This window comes from Halorientalis sp. (assembly GCF_028275115.1).
Taxonomy (GTDB): Archaea; Halobacteriota; Halobacteria; order Halobacteriales; family Haloarculaceae; genus Halorientalis.
The window spans coordinates 1-17,194 of record NZ_JAQCNH010000096.1 but is presented as its reverse complement, the minus strand read 5'-3'; the positions used below and the strand labels follow the sequence as shown (position 1 = coordinate 17,194).

The 17,194-nt window shown below is 65.2% G+C and carries 14 protein-coding genes and 1 rRNA gene; 9 read left to right on the top strand and 6 right to left on the bottom strand.

What is annotated here, in order from left to right; translation table 11 throughout:
* Both lipA and Q0964_RS13395 read right to left on the bottom strand, forming a co-directional pair.
* The coding region (lipA, locus tag Q0964_RS13400) for a lipoyl synthase (protein WP_299268494.1) at window positions 1-738 on the bottom strand (738 nt) is incomplete at its 3' end.
* Window positions 739-780: 42 nt separating this feature from the next.
* Entirely contained in the window at window positions 781-987 is a 207-nt protein-coding gene (locus Q0964_RS13395) for a hypothetical protein (protein WP_299268492.1), read from the bottom strand.
* 120 nt (window positions 988-1,107) lie between these two features.
* On the opposite strand from Q0964_RS13395, the gene Q0964_RS13390 reads away from it, so the two are divergent.
* From Q0964_RS13390 to Q0964_RS13370, 5 genes are all read left to right on the top strand, one after another.
* On the top strand, window positions 1,108-3,489 hold the full coding sequence (locus Q0964_RS13390; RefSeq protein WP_299268490.1) for a DEAD/DEAH box helicase: 2,382 nt from the start codon (window positions 1,108-1,110) through the stop codon (window positions 3,487-3,489).
* 215 nt (window positions 3,490-3,704) lie between these two features.
* Entirely contained in the window at window positions 3,705-3,947 is a 243-nt protein-coding gene (locus Q0964_RS13385) for a DUF8028 family protein (protein WP_299268488.1), read from the top strand.
* Window positions 3,948-4,157: 210 nt separating this feature from the next.
* Entirely contained in the window at window positions 4,158-4,901 is a 744-nt protein-coding gene (locus Q0964_RS13380) for a topoisomerase DNA-binding C4 zinc finger domain-containing protein (RefSeq protein WP_299268486.1), read from the top strand.
* A 51-nt stretch (window positions 4,902-4,952) separates the two neighbouring features.
* Window positions 4,953-5,975, top strand: coding sequence for a tRNA-intron lyase (gene endA, locus Q0964_RS13375; RefSeq protein WP_299268484.1), 1,023 nt, complete (start codon window positions 4,953-4,955; stop codon window positions 5,973-5,975).
* 193 nt (window positions 5,976-6,168) lie between these two features.
* The gene (locus Q0964_RS13370; RefSeq protein WP_299268482.1) at window positions 6,169-7,776 is read left to right on the top strand and encodes a tryptophan--tRNA ligase; all 1,608 of its coding nucleotides are present in this window, start codon (window positions 6,169-6,171) and stop codon (window positions 7,774-7,776) included.
* Between the two features lie 33 nt (window positions 7,777-7,809).
* Here Q0964_RS13370 and Q0964_RS13365 read toward each other — a convergent pair whose 3' ends face one another.
* The gene (locus Q0964_RS13365) at window positions 7,810-8,235 is read right to left on the bottom strand and encodes a hypothetical protein (protein ID WP_299268480.1); all 426 of its coding nucleotides are present in this window, start codon (window positions 8,233-8,235) and stop codon (window positions 7,810-7,812) included.
* A gap of 300 nt (window positions 8,236-8,535) precedes the next feature.
* On the opposite strand from Q0964_RS13365, the gene pheS reads away from it, so the two are divergent.
* A complete protein-coding gene (gene pheS, locus Q0964_RS13360) occupies window positions 8,536-10,047 on the top strand; it encodes a phenylalanine--tRNA ligase subunit alpha (protein ID WP_299268478.1) in 1,512 nt (503 codons plus the stop codon).
* Window positions 10,047-11,840: a phenylalanine--tRNA ligase subunit beta gene (pheT, locus tag Q0964_RS13355; RefSeq protein WP_299268475.1), complete on the top strand. Its 1,794-nt coding sequence runs from the start codon at window positions 10,047-10,049 to the stop codon at window positions 11,838-11,840. Before pheS ends, pheT begins: the two co-directional genes overlap by 1 nt.
* Before the next feature lie 263 nt (window positions 11,841-12,103).
* On the opposite strand, the gene Q0964_RS13350 is transcribed toward pheT, so the two are convergent.
* The 3 genes from Q0964_RS13350 to Q0964_RS13340 form a co-directional block, all read right to left on the bottom strand.
* The gene (locus tag Q0964_RS13350) at window positions 12,104-13,948 is read right to left on the bottom strand and encodes a histidine kinase N-terminal 7TM domain-containing protein (protein WP_299268472.1); all 1,845 of its coding nucleotides are present in this window, start codon (window positions 13,946-13,948) and stop codon (window positions 12,104-12,106) included.
* A gap of 238 nt (window positions 13,949-14,186) precedes the next feature.
* Complete coding sequence (locus Q0964_RS13345) at window positions 14,187-15,239, bottom strand: quinone-dependent dihydroorotate dehydrogenase (RefSeq protein ID WP_299268470.1); 1,053 nt, start codon at window positions 15,237-15,239, stop codon at window positions 14,187-14,189.
* 51 nt (window positions 15,240-15,290) lie between these two features.
* The gene (locus tag Q0964_RS13340; protein WP_299268468.1) at window positions 15,291-15,488 is read right to left on the bottom strand and encodes a hypothetical protein; all 198 of its coding nucleotides are present in this window, start codon (window positions 15,486-15,488) and stop codon (window positions 15,291-15,293) included.
* A 283-nt stretch (window positions 15,489-15,771) separates the two neighbouring features.
* Between Q0964_RS13340 and Q0964_RS13335 the strand changes: the two genes are divergently transcribed.
* Window positions 15,772-16,083, top strand: coding sequence for a non-histone chromosomal MC1 family protein (locus Q0964_RS13335; protein ID WP_299268466.1), 312 nt, complete (start codon window positions 15,772-15,774; stop codon window positions 16,081-16,083).
* Between the two features lie 754 nt (window positions 16,084-16,837).
* A 16S ribosomal RNA gene (locus Q0964_RS13330) occupies window positions 16,838-17,194 on the top strand; the annotation flags it as partial.

Genomic DNA, 17,194 nt, shown 5'->3' with positions numbered 1-17,194 from the left:
GACTTCCAGGTGCGAGCGGGAGGGCTGGAGGTACTGGCCCAGCGTCACCACGTCGACGCCCACCGTCTTGAGGTCCCGCAGGGTCTGGTAGATCTCGTGGTCGTACTCGCCGACGCCGAGCATGAGGCTGGTCTTGGTGTAGATGTCCGACTCCCGATCCACCTGCCGGAGGACCGACAGCGACTGCTCGTAGCCCGCTCTCCGGTCGCGGACGGGCCACTGCAGGCGGTCCACCGTTTCGACGTTGTGGGCGATCACGTCCGGTTCGGCGTCGACGATCTGCCGGACGAGGTCGGGGTCGCCCTGGAAGTCGGGAATCAGACACTCCACCAGAACCCCGGGGTGGCGCTCTTTGATCGCGCGGATCGTCTCGGCGAAGTGGCCCGCGCCCTGGTCGGGCAGGTCGTCGCGGTCGACGCTGGTGAGAACGACGTAGTCCAGTCCGATCTCGGCGACGGCGTCGGCGACCTGTGCGGGTTCCTCGGGGTCCAGCGGCTCCAGTCCCCCCGTTTGCACGTCACAGAAGTTACAGCCCCGCGAACAGCGCTCGCCCATGAGCATGAACGTCGCGGTGCCCGGGCCGTCCCGGCCGCTCCAGCACTCCCCGAGATTCGGGCAGTTGGCCTCCTCACAGACGGTGTTGAGGTCGTGCTCGCGCAGAGTCTCCTTGATGTCGGTGAACCGCTCGCCCGACGGGGGCGCCATCTTCAGCCAGTCGGGCTTGCGGGCGCGACTCATTACCACACGGTCGGGCCCGCCAGGTGAAAAACCGTCTGGTCGTCAGTCCCGGCGGACCGTCACGTCCCGCGTGTGTACCTCGTCGGTTTCTGCCTCGCGGTGGGCCTGCACGTTCCGGTCGACCACTGTGGGGACCGTCGCGTCCGCGTCTGTCTGCCGTCGCCGGTAGAGCGCCGCGACCACCTGCTCGCCGTAGCCGGCCCCGACGGCACGGTGGGGCGCCTGGTTCGTGTCGCTGTACCGGAGCACGTCGACGCGATGGGGCCATCGGCGCGGTCGCTCACACGCCTTGGGTGTGTGGCACGGGTCGAATAGGTACCGATGGTGAATGGGAAACCCCTTTGACGGGCCACGCCTGCGTACGTCGTGATGGAGGTCGCCGAGGTTCTGGCCGAATACGCCGACGCTCTGGCCGACTACGCCGACGCCTTCCCCTTCGAGTCGTTCAATCCGATGCAGCGCGATGCCCTGCCCGCACTGCTCGACTCCGAGGAGAACGTCGTCGTCAGCGCACCGACCGCCAGCGGCAAGACCGCCCTCGCCGAGGTCGCCATCTGCCGGGCCCTCGACGCGGGCGGCACCGCCCTCTTTCTCGCTCCCCTGCGGGCGCTCACCAACGAGAAGGAAAGCGAGTGGGAGCGCTTCGAGGACCTGGGCTACTCGGTGTACGTCGTCACCGGCGAGCGCGACCTGAACCCCCGCCGGGCCGAGCGGGCCGACATCCTCGTGATGACACCCGAGAAGGCCGATTCAGCCACCCGGAAACACGACTCGCCTCGCTACGGCTTCGTCACCGATGTGGACTGCTGCATCATCGACGAGGTCCACCTGCTCGACTCGGACCGGCGCGGATCGGTGCTCGAGGTCACGATTTCACGGCTCCGGCGGCTCTGTGACCCCCGCATCGTCGCGCTCTCGGCGACGATGCCCAACGTCGACGACGTGGCCGAGTGGCTCGATGCCCCCGCAGAGACTACCTTCGCCTTCGGCGAGGAGTACCGCCCCGTGCCGCTCGAAGCTGGCGTCAAGACCTACACTCACGGCGAGAACGCCTTCGCCGACAAGTACCGCCGGCTCTACCGGACGCTGGACTTGGTGGAACCCCACCTCCGCGACGACGGCCAGGGGCTGGTGTTCGTCTCCTCCCGGCAGGACACCGTCCAGGCCGCAAAGAAGACCCGCGACGAACTGGCCGAGCGGGACGTGCCGATGAGTGCCCGTGGCGACTACGACTTCCATCAGGAGGCCGAACAGATACAGAACGAGACGCTCCGGAAGTCCGTCCTGGACGGCGTGGGCTTTCACCACGCCGGGCTCTCGAAGGACGACAAGAACCTGGTTGAGCGGTGGTTCCGCGAGGGGACGCTCGGCCTGCTCTTTTCGACCTCGACGCTCGCGTGGGGGGTCAACCTCCCCGCCCGCTGTGTCGTCATCCGAGACACGAAGCTCCACGACCCCCTCGAAGGCGAGGTAGACATGAGTCCGCTGGACGTCCTCCAGATGCTCGGCCGGGCCGGCCGGCCGGGCTACGACGACCAGGGCTACGCCTGGGTCGTCTGCGACCACTCGGACGCCGAGAAGTACCGACAGTTGCTCCGGGACGGCAAAGAGATCGAGTCGCGGCTGGCGACCGACCTGGACGCCCACCTCAACGCCGAGGTCGTCCTCGGCACGATACAGGACATCGACGACGTGCTGGACTGGATCGAGACGACGTTCTACGCCGTGCGGGCGCGGTCGGCCCCGGACCGGTACGACTCGGACGGCCAGCTGCGAGACCGCGTCAGCGACACGCTGGAGAAACTGGTCGACCATGGGTTCGTCGAACGCGACGGGCTGTCGCTCTCGCCGACGCGGCTGGGGCGACTGGCCTCGAAATTCTACCTCCGCCTGGACACCGCCCGGGAGTTCGCCGACTTGGCGGGTCGGGCCGAGGGCGGCGATGGGACCGCGACCGCGCTCACCGTAGACGACGTTTTGCGAGCGGTCGCGACGGCCGCGGAGTTCGACAGCGCAAGCGCCCGCAAGGACGAACGCGATGCCGTACGCGCCGTGCTGGGCGACCGCGCGCGAGACCTCGACCCTGGGCCGCGGAAGGTGCTCGCGATTCTGGATTCGAGTATGGACTCGGCGACGCCCGCGGAACTTCGGAGTGACGCGTGGGTAATTCGCCAGAACGCTCTGCGCCTGCTCGCCGCACTCCGCGCGTTCCTCGACCAGCTGGGGACGGCCGCGGCGGCCAACCTCGCCGCGCGCGTCGAGGCCCGCATCGAACACGGCGTCAGCGAAGACGCCGTCGGGCTGACGGCGCTGGACGGCGTCAGCTCCGGCCGCGCCTCCCGCCTGGCCACGACAGGGCTCCGGTCTCCAGCAGACGTCCGCGAGGCGGGTGTGTCAGCCCTCGTCGACGCCGGCCTCTCCGAGGGTGTCGCGAAGCAGGTCGTCGGGAGCGCACGGTCGCTTCCCGCCCTCCGGTTCGACTGGGGGGAGTTCCCCGATGCCATCGACCGCGGCGGCAACCAGATGTGTGAGGTGACGGTCACCAACCAGGGCGACGGTGCCCGGGCGGGCGTCCGCGTCACGGTCAACGGCCACGAGATGACCACGACCGGCGGCTACCTCGGCACGACGACGCTCCCGGTCGGCGTCTTCGGCGGCGACGCCGACACGCTGACCTACACCGCCGAGGTGTATTTCCCGGACCTGCCGCTCGCACCGGTCTCGGACTCCCGGACGGTCCACATCGAGTGACCTGATATCCGGAAACCAGTGCAAAACCGCTGATAAAAGTTCTAAATATCTCTCGACACGTTCTAAAACGTCAGAGGACCGTCCGAACTGAGACGGTCGGCGAGTAAAACGTCACCGAAGAACGGCAAACTCTGAAAAACAAGACGAATTCCCGGCAAGCGTCGACCGCTTATATGGAGGTATCCGTTCAACTGGTGAGTGCAGGGAGACCCACAATGTCCACGCAATCGACCTCCACGTTCGACGGTCTCGCAGACTGGACCGCCCGCAAAGATGCCGGCCGTAAGCTCCTGGTCCCGGTGCGTTGTCTCGGCTTCTGGAGCGCGGTCGTCCTCCCACTCGTCTTGTTCCCGATGATGATATTGGGACTGGCCGGCGAATCCCTGCCGCTGTTCGCGTCGCTGGTCGTCGCGAACATCGCCGGCGCGGTTCTAGGCCGGGACTACAACCGCGACTGACGGCGTGGACGCGTAGCTCGCCTGCCCCACGACCCCCACCCACCCCCACCGCCCGCCGCCAATCCTCGCTGACGTCAAAACCGATACAGCCACCCCCCACCACTCCGCAACGCACTTTCCCACCCTTCCGGGCCGGGCACTCCCCACTTCGAGCTCTCCCGTACCGACGCTCCCGCACGTTTTTATACCAGACCCCGACCAGCCCGCAGTATGCAGGACGACACCCGCGTGCTGGCCGGCGAGTGTACGATTCGCGACGGGACCGAGCCGAGCGGCCGCCGTGGTGACGTGGTCGTCGTCAGCAAGCCGGACGGGACCGTGCTGGTCCACGATGCCGAAGGCTACCAGCCGGTCGCGTGGCTCACTCGCGCAGAGACCGTAACGTTCGTTGACGGCGTGCTCACCGCCACCGACGGCGGCCAGTTTCTCCGCGTCGAGGTCCACGAGACGTACGGAAACGACAGCTATCCCACCGCTCCCGCCGGGATGCCGGTCGGCGACTGCCCGGACTGCGGCGGCCGCCTCGTCCGAGACGACGGTACGGTGACCTGTCTCGACTGCCGGACGGCATACGGGTTCCCCCGGGACGCGACGATACTGACCGAAGCGGCCGACTGCGACTGTGGGTGCCCGCGGATGCGTGTTCGTCGTGGGCGCGCGTTTGAGGTTTGCCTCGACCGGGACTGCGAGTCACTGGGCGAAGCGGTCTGTGGCGCTTTCGACCGCGAGTGGGACTGTCCGGCCTGCAACGGTGACCTCAGAGTCCTCCGGCGGGGCGGTCTGCTCGCCGGCTGTGAACACTACCCCGACTGTGACACCGGCTGGGGGATACCCGTCGGAACGGTCGTCGACGACTGTGACTGCGGGCTGCCGGTGTTCGAGACACCGAACGGAAACCGGTGTCTGGACAGTGGCTGTTCGGAAGCCGACGCCGAGCCCGCTCAGCAGCCGTGACCGCGCCGTCGAGACCGTGGGTGATTTGTTCACGCGCGGGCCAGAAACGATATGGACGCGACGCTGTCTTCGGGTGTGGTTCGGGCCGGTCGCCAGGCTCGCGAGCAGTTCCACGACGCTCGCGGCTACGGCGACCCCGACGGCGAGGGGGTGCGTTTCGCACCGGTCGAGGCCGCACACCTGCTCTACCGGGACGATCTGGGCGCGGTCGACGATATGGGCTTCCGGGCGTTCCTCGCCTCGTCGACCTGCCCCGACCTGCACTTTCTGGTCTACAAAGACCTGCGGGACCGGGGCTTCTACCTCTCGCCGACCGGCGTCGACTGGGTCGGCGACCACGGAACGGCCGATCTGGTGGTCTACCCCCGCGGCAAAGGGCCGTGGGACGACGAGGTTGCCTACCGGGTGCGAGTCGTCAGCGAGCGCGCGACGGTGTCGGCCGCCGACCTCGGCGACGTGGTACTCGCGGTCGTCGACGAGGAGAGCGAAATCACGTATCTCGAAACCGACCGACCCGACGCGACGGGGTCGACGGCGCACGACGCGCCCGCTGCGGTCCCGGGCTCTCTGCTCGACGACCGCGTGTTGGTCTGGGACCCGCCGGCGGACCTCTACGAGCGGGGGTTCTACGGCCAGCCGCTGGACCGGGACGGCGAGACGGTCGAGACGCTCCAGCTCTCGCTGGTAGAGGCCGCGTACCTCGTCAGACACGGGACGCTCACGCTGGGGACTGACGGGGACGACGGGCAGGCGGTGCTGGAGCGGGGACGAACCGTGGAGGGCGACCGGTTCGACCGACGGCTCCGAGTGTACACCGTGCTTCGGGAGGCCGGGGTCGTGCCCAAGACCGGCTACAAGTTCGGTGCGGACTTCCGGACCTACGCCGACGTGGAGTCGGTGTCGGAACTCAGCCACTCGGAGTTGCTGGTCCGGGTAGTGCCTGCCGGACACACGTTCGCGCCGCGAGACCTGGCGCTTGATGTGCGCCTGGCCGGCGGCGTCCGCAAGCGGATGGTGTTCGCGCTCGTCGGCGAGAACATCGAGTGGCTCTCGGCCGAGCGACTGACGCCGTGAACGGAAACGATTAAACACCTGCTCGCGATTACTTTTAGCTAAGATGTCCGCTTCCGACGGATGGCGCTGGTGCTGGCGGAGTCCTCCGGAAGTGGACAGTCTCGCGACCCTGGCCGCTCGATAACGACGGCCGCGGTGGCGTTGCTCACTCCGCTTTTCGATGCCCTGACAGACAGACACGAGATACCTACAGATGACACGCGAACCCGATACCGACGCAGACGAACCGACTCCGGACGACCCGCCAGCGGATGGGACGCCCACCGAACCACTGTCAGACGGTGGAACCGTCGACGACGTGGCGCTGGACCCGTGGGGTTCCTCGACGGTTTCTGACTACCGCAAACTGTTCGAGGAGTTCGGCATCGAGCAGTTCGAGGCAGTCCTCGAGGAGGTGCCTGGGCCCCACTACCTGATGCGCCGAGGTGTGATCTTCGGGCACCGCGACTACCGGCCTGTCGCCCGGGCCATGCGTGAGGACGACCCTTGGGCGGCCCTCTCCGGGTTCATGCCGACCGGCGACCCTCATATCGGCCACAAGATGGTCTTCGACGAGATTGTCTGGCATCAAAAACAGGGCGGGGACGCCTACGCCCTGATCGCGGACCTGGAGGCTCACAGCGCACGTGGCCTTTCGTGGGCGACGATCGACGAACACACCCGAAACTACATTCTGAGCCTGTTGGCGCTGGGCTTCGACCCCGAGGACGGCGACCTCTACCGCCAGTCGACCAACCGCGAGGTCCAGGACCTAGCTTTCGAGTTGGGAATCGAGGCGAACTTCTCGGAGTTCCAGGCTATCTACGGCTTCGACGGGGAGACCGACGTGTCACACATGGAATCGGTGGTCACCCAGATGGCCGACATCCTCTACCCGCAACTGGACGAACCCAAGCCGACGGTGATCCCGGTCGGGCCTGACCAGGACCCGCACATGCGGTTCGCACGGGACCTGGCCGAGCGGATGCGCTTTTTCAAGGTGACTGACGCCTTCGCCAGTTTCGAGCTGACCGACACCGAGCGGGAACTGGTCGGAATCGCGTACGACCACCGCGAGGAGTTCGCCGAGGACCCCGACCGGCCTCGGTGCGGTGCGGCTGGCGAGTGGCTGGCCGACTACGGGACGAGTGCGACCGAGGCCCGCGACTCGGCGGTCGAGAAACTCGACAACGCCGGCAAGGAACCGCTTCGACCGCGAGTGCGCTTTCTCGACCGCAACGCTACCGACGCCGCCTTCGACGCGCTGATCGAGGCTATCGACGGTGAGAAGCGTCGCTACGACGCCCACGTCGACGCCTTCGACCTTGACCACGCCGCGGCCGAGGAACTGGCCCGTGAAATCGAAGTCGACAACGGCGGCTACGGGTTCGTGCCGCCGTCCTCGATCTACCACCGGTTCATGACCGGCCTCACCGGCGGGAAGATGTCCTCCTCGATTCCGGCGAGTCACATCAGCTTACTCGACGACCCCGAGGAGGGGTACGACAAGGTGAAGTCGGCGACGACCGGCGGCCGGGAGACCGCCGAGGAACAGCGGAAAAAAGGCGGGAAGGCCGACGAGTGCCCGGTGTACGAACTGTACGCCTACCTGCTGTCGGGCGACGACGACGAGTTCGCCAAGGAAGTGTACGACGAGTGTGTCGGCGGTGACCGGCTCTGTGGCGGGTGCAAAGAGCAGGCCGCCGAGTTGATGGAACAGTTCCTCGAAGACCACCAGGCAAAACGCGAGGAGTGGGAAGCGAAACTGGACGAACTGGACTTCGAGTTCGACTCGCCGCGAAAGCCAACGAGCGGCGACTGAGGCGGTCCGCCGTCGCAGCACTGCGCCGCGGCCTCAGAGGCCATCGAGCGCGGCCACCAGCAGTTCGGCGGTCGCCTGTGCAGCTACCTCGCCGCCCTCGGTCGTGACCTCGACCACGTTACCGCCGGTGTCGACCAACACCGACGCGGCGTCGCCGCTGCCCTCGATCATCACGTCGACGGCCTGGCCGCCGGCGTCGACGACGGCGTCGGCCTGCCCCTCTGCGATGCTCGCGTTCGGACGAGTCCCCGTCGTCACGCCGAGGTCGCCGAGTTCCGGGACGCTGGTTCCATCGAAGACGCGTTCGATGGCCAACGGTCCCAGTCCGAACTCCGCTAGCCCGTCTTCGAGTTCTACGGCCGCGTCGGCCAGCGGTGTCGGATCGGCGAGCGGGACCGCCTCGGACAACACGTCGACGACGGTCTCTCGATTCCGACCATTCGAATCTCGATCGGTCATATGTGAACCTGGAGATAGATGACGCAATAGCTCTTGCGCTCGTGCGCCACAATGGTGCGTTTTTGTCGCCCTGTTCACAATTATTTATACGTGACTTCCGAACCCGACCGTCGGGGGCGCGCTAGGGAATCTTGAGAGCAGGGTTCTGCTTTTTTTTTCGCGTAACCCGGGGTGGGGGAACGGAAACCCGCCGGGCGGACGACACCGGTCGTGTCCCGGGTGCGGGCGACGAGGCCCACGCCGCGAGTGAGAACCGTTAACTGCCCGACCCGCGCGGTAAGTAACAACGACTCTCTACGCATGAAACTGCCACAGGCACAGGTCGCGGTCCTCGAGGCCGCGAGCGCAGACGAGCAACGAACGATTGACCGCATCGCCGAGGAAGCGGAGCTGAAACCCGAGACCGCCACTCGGGCCGCCTTCGAACTCGACGGCGAGGGGCTGCTGGAACTGACCGAACGCACCACGAGCGACGTGGAACTGACCGACGAGGCCCGCCGGTACGTCGAGGACGGTCTGCCGGAACTCCGACTGTACGAGGCCGCCGTCGAGGCCGGGGCCGACGAGGAGTCGGTACAGATGGGACAGGTCATCGGTGCGTCCGAACTGGAGGGCGACGTCGTCGACATCGCGCTGTCGAACTACGCGCGGAAGGGATACGGCGAGATGGACAGCGGCGAAATCGCCGCCGACCCCGGCGCCGACCCTGACGCCGACGCCGAGGCGACTGCGCTGGACGCCCTCGCGGAGGGTGCTGGTGCGTACGCCCGCGAGACGGCACTGGAGGACCTCGACAACCGCGGACTGATCGAGCAGACCGAAACCGTAATCAGGTCGGTGACGCTGACAGCGGACGGCGTCACGGCCCTGATGGAAGGGGTCGAGGCCGCCGAGACGGTGGGCCAGATCACCTCGGAGATGCTCACCAGCGGCGAGTGGGACGAGGTGGAGTTCGCCGACTACAACGTCGAGGCCGACGCCGAGCGGGTCGTCCCCGGCCGTAAGCACGCCCTCCGGGAGATGGCCGAGCGCGTGAAAGATGTCCTCGTGGGGATGGGCTTCCAGGAGATGCAGGGGCCACACGTCGACGCGGACTTCTGGATCAACGACTGCCTGTTCATGCCACAGGACCACCCGGCACGTAACCACTGGGACCGGTTCGCGCTGGACGAACCCGGGTCGATAGACGAACTTCCGGCGGACCTCGTGGAACGCGTCGAGGCCGCCCACCGCGAGGGCGTCGGGCCGGACGGCGAGGGCTATCACTCCCCGTGGAACCTGGACTTCGCAAAGGCGCTGGCACTGCGGGGCCACACCACCTCGCTCACCGCCCGGCACCTCTCGGGCGAGGCGATGGGCGATCTGGAGCCGCCCCGGCGCTTTTTTTCCATCGAGAAGGCCTATCGTAACGACACGCTGGACGCGACCCACCTGCTCGAGTTCTTCCAGATCGAGGGGTGGGTGATGGCCGAGGATCTATCCGTACGTGACCTGATGGGGACGTTCACCGAGTTCTACGAGCAGTTCGGTATCACAGACGTCGAATTCAAGCCCCACTACAACCCATACACAGAGCCGAGCTTCGAGCTGTTTGGCCGCCATCCGGAGACCGGCGAGCTGATCGAAATCGGCAATTCGGGCCTCTTTCGCCCCGAAATGCTGGAACCGCTCGGCGTCGACTGCGACGTGATGGCGTGGGGACTGGCTCTCGAACGCCTGTTCATGCTTGCGACCGGAGCCGAGGACATCCGCGACGTGCACGGCACGCTGGTCGATCTTGAGTTCCTGCGCGAGGAGGAGGTGGCTCGCTGATGCCCACAGTCGAAATCGACCCCGACGAACTCCGCTACCTGACCGGTCGCGAAGACAGAGACGACGAGCAACTGAAACGGGACCTGTTCGGTCTCGGCCTCGAGTTCGAGGGTGAGACCGACGACGGGGAGTTCGAACTGGAGTTCGCGCCAGACCGACTCGACAGACTCTCCGTCGAGGGCGTCGCCCGCTCGCTGCGCTACCACTACGGCGACGACCGCGGGGTGTACCTCCCGGGGACGAACAGCGCCGAGTGGACGGTCCGCGTCGAGGACGTGCCGGAGGACCGCCCCTACGTGACGGGGGCGGTCGTTCGCGGACTGGACATGGACGACGCCGCGCTCGAATCGCTGATCCAGGTCCAGGAGAAGCTCCACGCGACGATGGGCCGTCAGCGTGCGAAGGGTGCCATCGGCGTCCACGATTTGACCATGCTGAAAGGCGAAACGCTGCGCGAGGACGACGACCGGCAGAAATCGGTCACCTACACCGGTGCCGATGCAGACGAGGAGACGATGGTGCCGCTCGAAGGCGACCAGGAGCTGACGTTGCGGGAAGTGCTCGACGTTCACCACATCGGCCAGGAGTACGCCGAACTCGTGGCCGACTACGCCTCGATGCCGGCGATCTACGACGAAATCGGGCTGTTCTCGTTCCCGCCAGTGGTCAACGGTCGCCGGACGGAGGTCACGGCCGACTCCCGGGACCTGTTCATCGAAATGACCGGCACCGACCAGTGGACGGTCGACAAGATGTTGAACATCGTCTGCTACGCGCTGGACGCTCGGGGCGGGAAAGTCGAGGAGGTCCGCGTCGAGTACACCGAGGACGCGCCCGTGACGCCCGAGGCCGGCAGCGAACTGCTTCGGCCGGACCTGGTGACCAAAATGAAAACCGTCGAGCACGGTGACGTCGAGACGATGCTCGGCGTCGAACTGGACGAGCGGGACGTGGTCGACCTGATCGAACGCTCGGGGATGGACGCCGAGTCGACCGAAACCGACGACGGGGCGGCGGCCTACCGGGTCAAGGTGCCGCCATACCGGACCGACGTACTCCACCCGGTCGACCTGATCGACGACGTGGGTCGGGCGTACGGGTTCAACGAACTCGAACCGCGCTACCCGGACGTGTCGACGGTTGGCGGCCGACACGAGCGCTCTCGGCTGGAAGACGCCGTCCGCGACCGACTGGTCGGGCAGGGCTTTGAAGACCTGCTCAACTTCCACCTGATAGACGAGACACAGAACTACGAGCGACTGAACCTCGCGCCACCGGACGCCGGTTCCGATGACCGAGCGGACGGTGCAAACCGTGTACAGGGCGGTGACGTCCTGGGTGGTGGCGAGGCCGTTACCATCGAACAGCCCTACAGCGAGGAGTTCACGATGGTGCGCTCGTGGGCGCTCCCTTCGATCATGATGGTTCTGGAGAACAACACACACCGCGGGTACCCCCAGGACCTCGCGGAGGTCGGCTTCGCCGCTCACGTCGACGAATCGGCGAACACGAACGTCGCGGAGCGCCGGACCGTCGCCGCGGCCCTCTGTCACGCCGGCGCGTCCTATGAGGACGTGAAGGCCGCGCTCCGGGCCTTGGTGGACGCGTTCGACAAGCACCTCGAGACGCCCGCCACGGAACACCCGACGTTCGTCTCCGGTCGAACCGCGAGCGTCGTCGTCGACGGCGAGGCAGTCGGCGTCGTCGGCGAGGTCCACCCTGCGGTCATCGTCGAACATGACATCGAACTGCCGGTGGCGGCGTTCGAGTTCGACTTGGATGCGCTCCGATAGAAACCGCGGGCGAAGCGAGAGGGGCTTTCTCCCAGTTTTTTCGACGAGGGGTGACGACCGGAGTGAGTCACCGAACAAAGCTGGTCGCAGTTCGACCTAGATGCATCGCGGCCGGCGTCACTGCTCGCTCGGTTTCGGGTGGACGTTACGCTCCCTGGCGTAGACGTCGCCGGTGAACCGCCTCGGGGTCAAGTGGTTCGAGAGACTTCGTCTCTCGTCATCACGGAAATCTCCGATTTCCGTCAGACCCCGTGGCATTCGCCTCAACAGCCTGTAAAATCGAAGCGTGCGCCTCCTGTACTGCTCTCGGTGATGTTCAGCTCCCAGCCGTGAGCTTCGACGATGGTGTGGACGATGGCGAGGCCGAAACCGGTGCCGTCGGGGTTCGAGCTGAACCCTTGTTTCAAGACCTGCTGGCGGTGTTCGGGGTCGATGCCGGGGCCGTCGTCGGCAACGAAAAAACCCTCTGCGAACTCGCCGACGGTGACGGTCACGTCGTGACCGGCGTCTTCGGCGGCGTCACCGTGCTCCGTCCGTTCGCTCGTGGAACCGCGTTCCACGGCGTCACCGGAACCTTGCGCGTTCCCGTCGTCCGTCGAGCCATGCTCGACAGCGTTGCGAAAGAGGTTCTCGAACACCTGGAGGAGACGGCTGCGGGACGCCTCGACGGCTGCGTCGGTCTCCGCCTGGAGGATGGCGTCTCCCGTGTCGACGTTCGCCCAGGCGTCTTTGGCCACCGCCGTGAGGTCGAGTGGCTCGGTGTCGTCGACTGTTTTGCCAAGGCGGGCGAACTTCAACACGTCGTCGACGATGGCTTCCATCCGGTCCAGCGCCTTCTCGGCTTCCTCGAGGTGTCTCCGGTCGTCACCAGCGTCGATCAACTGGAGTCGACCGCTGATGACGCTCATCGGGTTGCGGAGGTCGTGGGAGACGATACCAGCGAAGTTGTCGAGCTGTTCGTTCTGCCGTTCGAGTTCGGCAGTGCGTTGTTCGAGCTTCTCTTTGCGCCGTTCGCGTTCGGTCACGTCGTGGATCAGCGCGACGTACCCCTGTGGCTCTCCGTCCTCGGTGAGGCTGCTCACGAGGACGTCGAAGCAGCGGGGCTCGTTGTCGGCGGGGTCGACCCAGAGCCCGGTGTACTCGCCGTCTACCACCTCGCCGGAGCCGGTGGTCATGAACTCGGGCGGCCCGTCGACGAACAACTCTGTCGGTAACACCCCCTTGATTTCTTTCCCGACGATGCGGCTGTCGGTCCGACCGAGCATCCGCTTGCCCAGTGGATTGGTGTCGACGATGCGGCCCCCGTGGTCGACTACGAGGAAGCCGGTCGCCATTTCCTCGATGGCACGGTCCCGCGCCAGCGGTGTGAGGCTCTCCGAATGGTTGCTGAAAACTGCCAGAAGACGGTCGAGTGGCAGGAAGGAGAGCGTCCGGTAGCTGACCGTCACCAGCAGGGAGAGGGTGCCGAACAACAGGAACCCGAGCGGGGTGAGCGTGTAGTACGGCGTCGGACTCACGCCGAGGACGGTTACGAGGTGCGTGGCGTGCAACACGACGAGCAGGGCGAGCAGAAAGAAAGTGCGTTTACGAAAGACGTTGCGCGAGCGAAGGAACATCTTGTAGAGGAGGTACTCGTTGACGAACAGGAGAGCGTTCCCGAACGCGTAGTGGACCGTCATGAGGTCGTAGCCGAAGGCACCGAACGCGTCGCCCCGACCGATTGCGAGTGTTACCTCCGGCGAGACGAGTTCGTGACCGACCAACACTAACGCGATGACGACGGCCGGTTCGAGGACGGCCAGTCGTTTCAACACCCCGCTGGTCTCGTCGGAGCGACCCGTGTACGCGAGTGTAAAAAATAGGAACAGCGACGGGATGGCGATCGCTCCCGCCATGGTGACGCGGTTGCCCAGCAGCCGCATCTCTACGGCCGTCGTTGAGACGACGATTACCTGGCCGGCTGCCCAGAGCGTAATCGCGAACGACGCCAGCGAGAGCCACGTCGAACCGCTCTTTGGTCGCTCTCGCCAAACGGTGGCCGTGACCGCAACCCCGAGCAGCGTCGACAACACCAACAGGAGCGCGTACGGCGTCACCCGCCAGGGCATGTACCGAGACGAACCTGCCGTGGAGTATAAATCCCATCCCGTATTATCTCGCCTGATACTGGCCCAACCGGCGACGGTCGACACGCTCCGGGCACCGTCGAGACTCTCGCCGACGAACAGCGCCAGGACTCCGGACCCGCGAGCAGGGCGGTCAGCCCGACCGGCTCTCGGGCCACCGACCGTCCGAAGCCGAACGACCCGTCAACCGTGCCGACAAGCACTGTGGCCGATACGGATTTCAGTCGAGGTCCGCGCCGACAGCCTCCCGGACCGAGTCGAACCCGTCCCGTTCGAGCAGGTCGAGCAGGCCGCGGTTGATGTCGCGGGCGACCCCTGGCCCCCGGTAGACCAGACCGGTGTACAACTGAACGACGCTCGCGCCCGCGCGAATCTTCCGGTAAGCGTCTTCGGCGGTCGCCACGCCGCCCACACCGACCACCGGGGCCTCGGTCCGCTCGGCGACGAACCGAACCATCTCTGTAGCCTGGTGCTCGATTGGCTTCCCGGAGAGACCGCCCGCTTCGGTGCGCTCCGGGCTACGTAACGAGGCCGGTCTGTCCGTCGTCGTGTTCGTGGCGACGACGCCGTCGAGATCCAGTTCCGTGACCAACTCGAGCGCGTCCTCGGCCGCCGGTTCGGGCAGGTCCGGTGAGAGCTTCACGAGCAGGGGTGTGGCACCTGCGTCCTGGAGTTCGCCGAGGATGGCCTTCATCGACTCGCGGTTCTGGAGCTCCGCGAACCCCTGTGAGTTTGGGCAGGAAACGTTGACGACGAAGAAATCGCCCCCTTCGGCCACCTGTTCGTACGTCTCCTGGTAATCGGCCGGGGCGTCGTCCGGGGCGACGTGTTCGGATTTGGCGACGTTGACCCCGACGGGAACCGGGGCGTCGGTGGCCGCCAGTCGGTCGCCGACGACCGTCGCGCCGTGGTTGTTCAGTCCCATCCGGTTGACGAGACCCTCGTCCTCGCGGAGGCGGAACATCCGGGGCCGGGAGTTCCCGTCCTGCGGGGCGGCCGTGACGCCGCCGACTTCTACGAACCCAAAGCCCAGCGCGGCGAGTGCGCCGGGAATCTCGGCGTTTTTGTCGAAACCCGCTGCGACACCGACGGGATTGGGGAAGGTCTGTTCGAACGCCTCGACAGCCAGGCGGTCGTCCTCGACGGTGTAATATCGGCTCATAACATCGGCGACAGGCGTCTCGTCGACGACCTCGAGCAGGCTGTGGACACTCCGGTGTGCAGTCTCGGGGGGGAGCCTGAACAATAGTGGCTTCGCGAGTTCGTATATCACACTCTCTCCTCGTAGGTGCTTAGTCGGCGATGGTCCAGTACGTTTCGATAGTCAAAACTCGTGTTCAACGTCCTCCGGGTCGGCCTCTTGGATGATGATCTTGTTGTCCCGTACTCGAACGAACACTTCGTCGCCGATCTCCATACCGGCGACCGCCAACTCGTCTTCGTGTAAGTTGATGTGTACGTTGTGGTACTCGCCATCCTCGTCTTTGGCGCCACTTGGACTCAGCTTCTTTTTTCGCACCATCGCGCTATCGTGTATCGTGGTTCGCCGCAGGAGTTACTTAAGCTTACCGTGCGAGAGCTGTCGCAGCAGGGGGACGTGGTAGTGTCAGGATGTCGAAACAACGACGCACTCGACCGCGCCCGCGCGTCGGGGCGGGAGAAGTCCGTCCGGTATCGGTGGGTTTCGGTGTAAACTACCGACCGGTTTATCGAATAGTATATAAATTCACCGCCAGACGGCGGGGGGATGCGGGGATATATTTATAATGGGTCATGTGCTGAATTGACACGGAGAGGCGAAAACCATGGCACGTGACCAAGATAAGCGTAACTTCGCGCTTCGAGAGTCGAACGGAGACGAGTCTAGCGTCTTCTCCGGTGGCACACCCAGACAGGCAGCACTGAAGGCGGCCCGACGGCTTGACCCGGCCGGCAGTGAGTCCGTCGCAGACCGAACGGAGCTACGGCTCCGCGAGAAGGGCACGCACAAAGTGCACATCTACGAAGGATGGGCGTGGGAGGAAGACGCCCCAGACGACAAACCGGATTGGATGCCCAACGAAATCACGAAGGGTAACGTTGAGAAACAGGGTGTCGAACACCTCGAGGAGATCTGAGTACGCGGCATCGACGGGTGGTTTCCCTACGATACGCAGACGGGCGCGTGTTCGTGAATATAGTCGCAAATCTCATCAGTTTTCGCTACAACTGCTGACTGCGTGGAACCACCTGGCCAGACCGAACGCACTACGCGCGGGATGACCGGCCGGCCTCCGCCCACGCGACAGTTCTCACAGACCCGCTCCGTAGCACGTGCCAGAAGCCCTATACATACACTGACTCACATGAGGCCGAGTGCGCGCGAGCTGTTCCCACGGAGTCGCCTGCCCTAACGCCTCCGGTTCGACGGGCTTAAGTAAAACACCCACATTGCAGTAAATACGAAGTCGGGGTGGTGGGACGGAACCACTGCCCGGCTGTCTGCATTGGTTCCCCCGTATGCACGAAGGGAACTCGAGCGAACACGCACAGTCCTCTCGTGCGTCGATTTCGACAGGACTGATCCAGTGTAATTAAACGCACCAAAACACTCGGCAACAATGCAGACACGGCTGGTCCGGGGCCGACATCGCCCGGCAGCGGTCCACCCAAACACCGAAGCCCTTATGTGGTTCCCCGGTGTACAATTAGGTCCGCGATACATGAGGATTCCACACCTGCGGTCCGCCGTATAGATGGGATCTGATGTTAGCTCTGGCAGTTCGGTGACACTCGGTCGGTCCGTGTGTCGTCGAACGTGTTATACCTTCGATAGTTCACACCCATTTCGGGTGTGTTCCCGCCTAACCCTCCTGGCTTCGGCCAGGAGACATTCCGGTTGATCCTGCCGGAGGCCATTGCTATCGGAGTCCGATTTAGCCATGCTAGTCGCACGGGCTCAGACCCGTGGCAAATAGCTCAGTAACACGTGGCCAAACTGCCCTATGGATGGAGACAACCTCGGGAAACTGAGGCTAATACCCAATACGGCTTCCGCGTTGGAGTGCGGGAAGTCGGAAACGCTCCGGCGCCATAGGATGTGGCTGCGGCCGATTAGGTAGACGGTGGGGTAACGGCCCACCGTGCCGATAATCGGTACGGGTTGTGAGAGCAAGAACCCGGAGACGGAATCTGAGACAAGATTCCGGGCCCTACGGGGCGCAGCAGGCGCGAAACCTTTACACTGCA

What these genes read in the sequence shown, in the direction of transcription:
- Q0964_RS13390 (WP_299268490.1), top strand. Translation starts at nt 1,108, where the DNA reads ATGGAGGTCGCCGAGGTTCTGGCCGAATACGCCGACGCTCTGGCCGAC.
- Q0964_RS13385 (WP_299268488.1), top strand. Translation starts at nt 3,705, where the DNA reads ATGTCCACGCAATCGACCTCCACGTTCGACGGTCTCGCAGACTGGACC.
- Q0964_RS13380 (WP_299268486.1), top strand. Translation starts at nt 4,158, where the DNA reads ATGCAGGACGACACCCGCGTGCTGGCCGGCGAGTGTACGATTCGCGAC.
- endA (WP_299268484.1), top strand. Translation starts at nt 4,953, where the DNA reads ATGGACGCGACGCTGTCTTCGGGTGTGGTTCGGGCCGGTCGCCAGGCT.
- Q0964_RS13370 (WP_299268482.1), top strand. Translation starts at nt 6,169, where the DNA reads ATGACACGCGAACCCGATACCGACGCAGACGAACCGACTCCGGACGAC.
- Q0964_RS13365 (WP_299268480.1), bottom strand. Translation starts at nt 8,235, where the DNA reads ATGACCGATCGAGATTCGAATGGTCGGAATCGAGAGACCGTCGTCGAC.
- pheS (WP_299268478.1), top strand. Translation starts at nt 8,536, where the DNA reads ATGAAACTGCCACAGGCACAGGTCGCGGTCCTCGAGGCCGCGAGCGCA.
- pheT (WP_299268475.1), top strand. Translation starts at nt 10,047, where the DNA reads ATGCCCACAGTCGAAATCGACCCCGACGAACTCCGCTACCTGACCGGT.
- Q0964_RS13350 (WP_299268472.1), bottom strand. Translation starts at nt 13,948, where the DNA reads ATGCCCTGGCGGGTGACGCCGTACGCGCTCCTGTTGGTGTTGTCGACG.
- Q0964_RS13340 (WP_299268468.1), bottom strand. Translation starts at nt 15,488, where the DNA reads ATGGTGCGAAAAAAGAAGCTGAGTCCAAGTGGCGCCAAAGACGAGGAT.
- Q0964_RS13335 (WP_299268466.1), top strand. Translation starts at nt 15,772, where the DNA reads ATGGCACGTGACCAAGATAAGCGTAACTTCGCGCTTCGAGAGTCGAAC.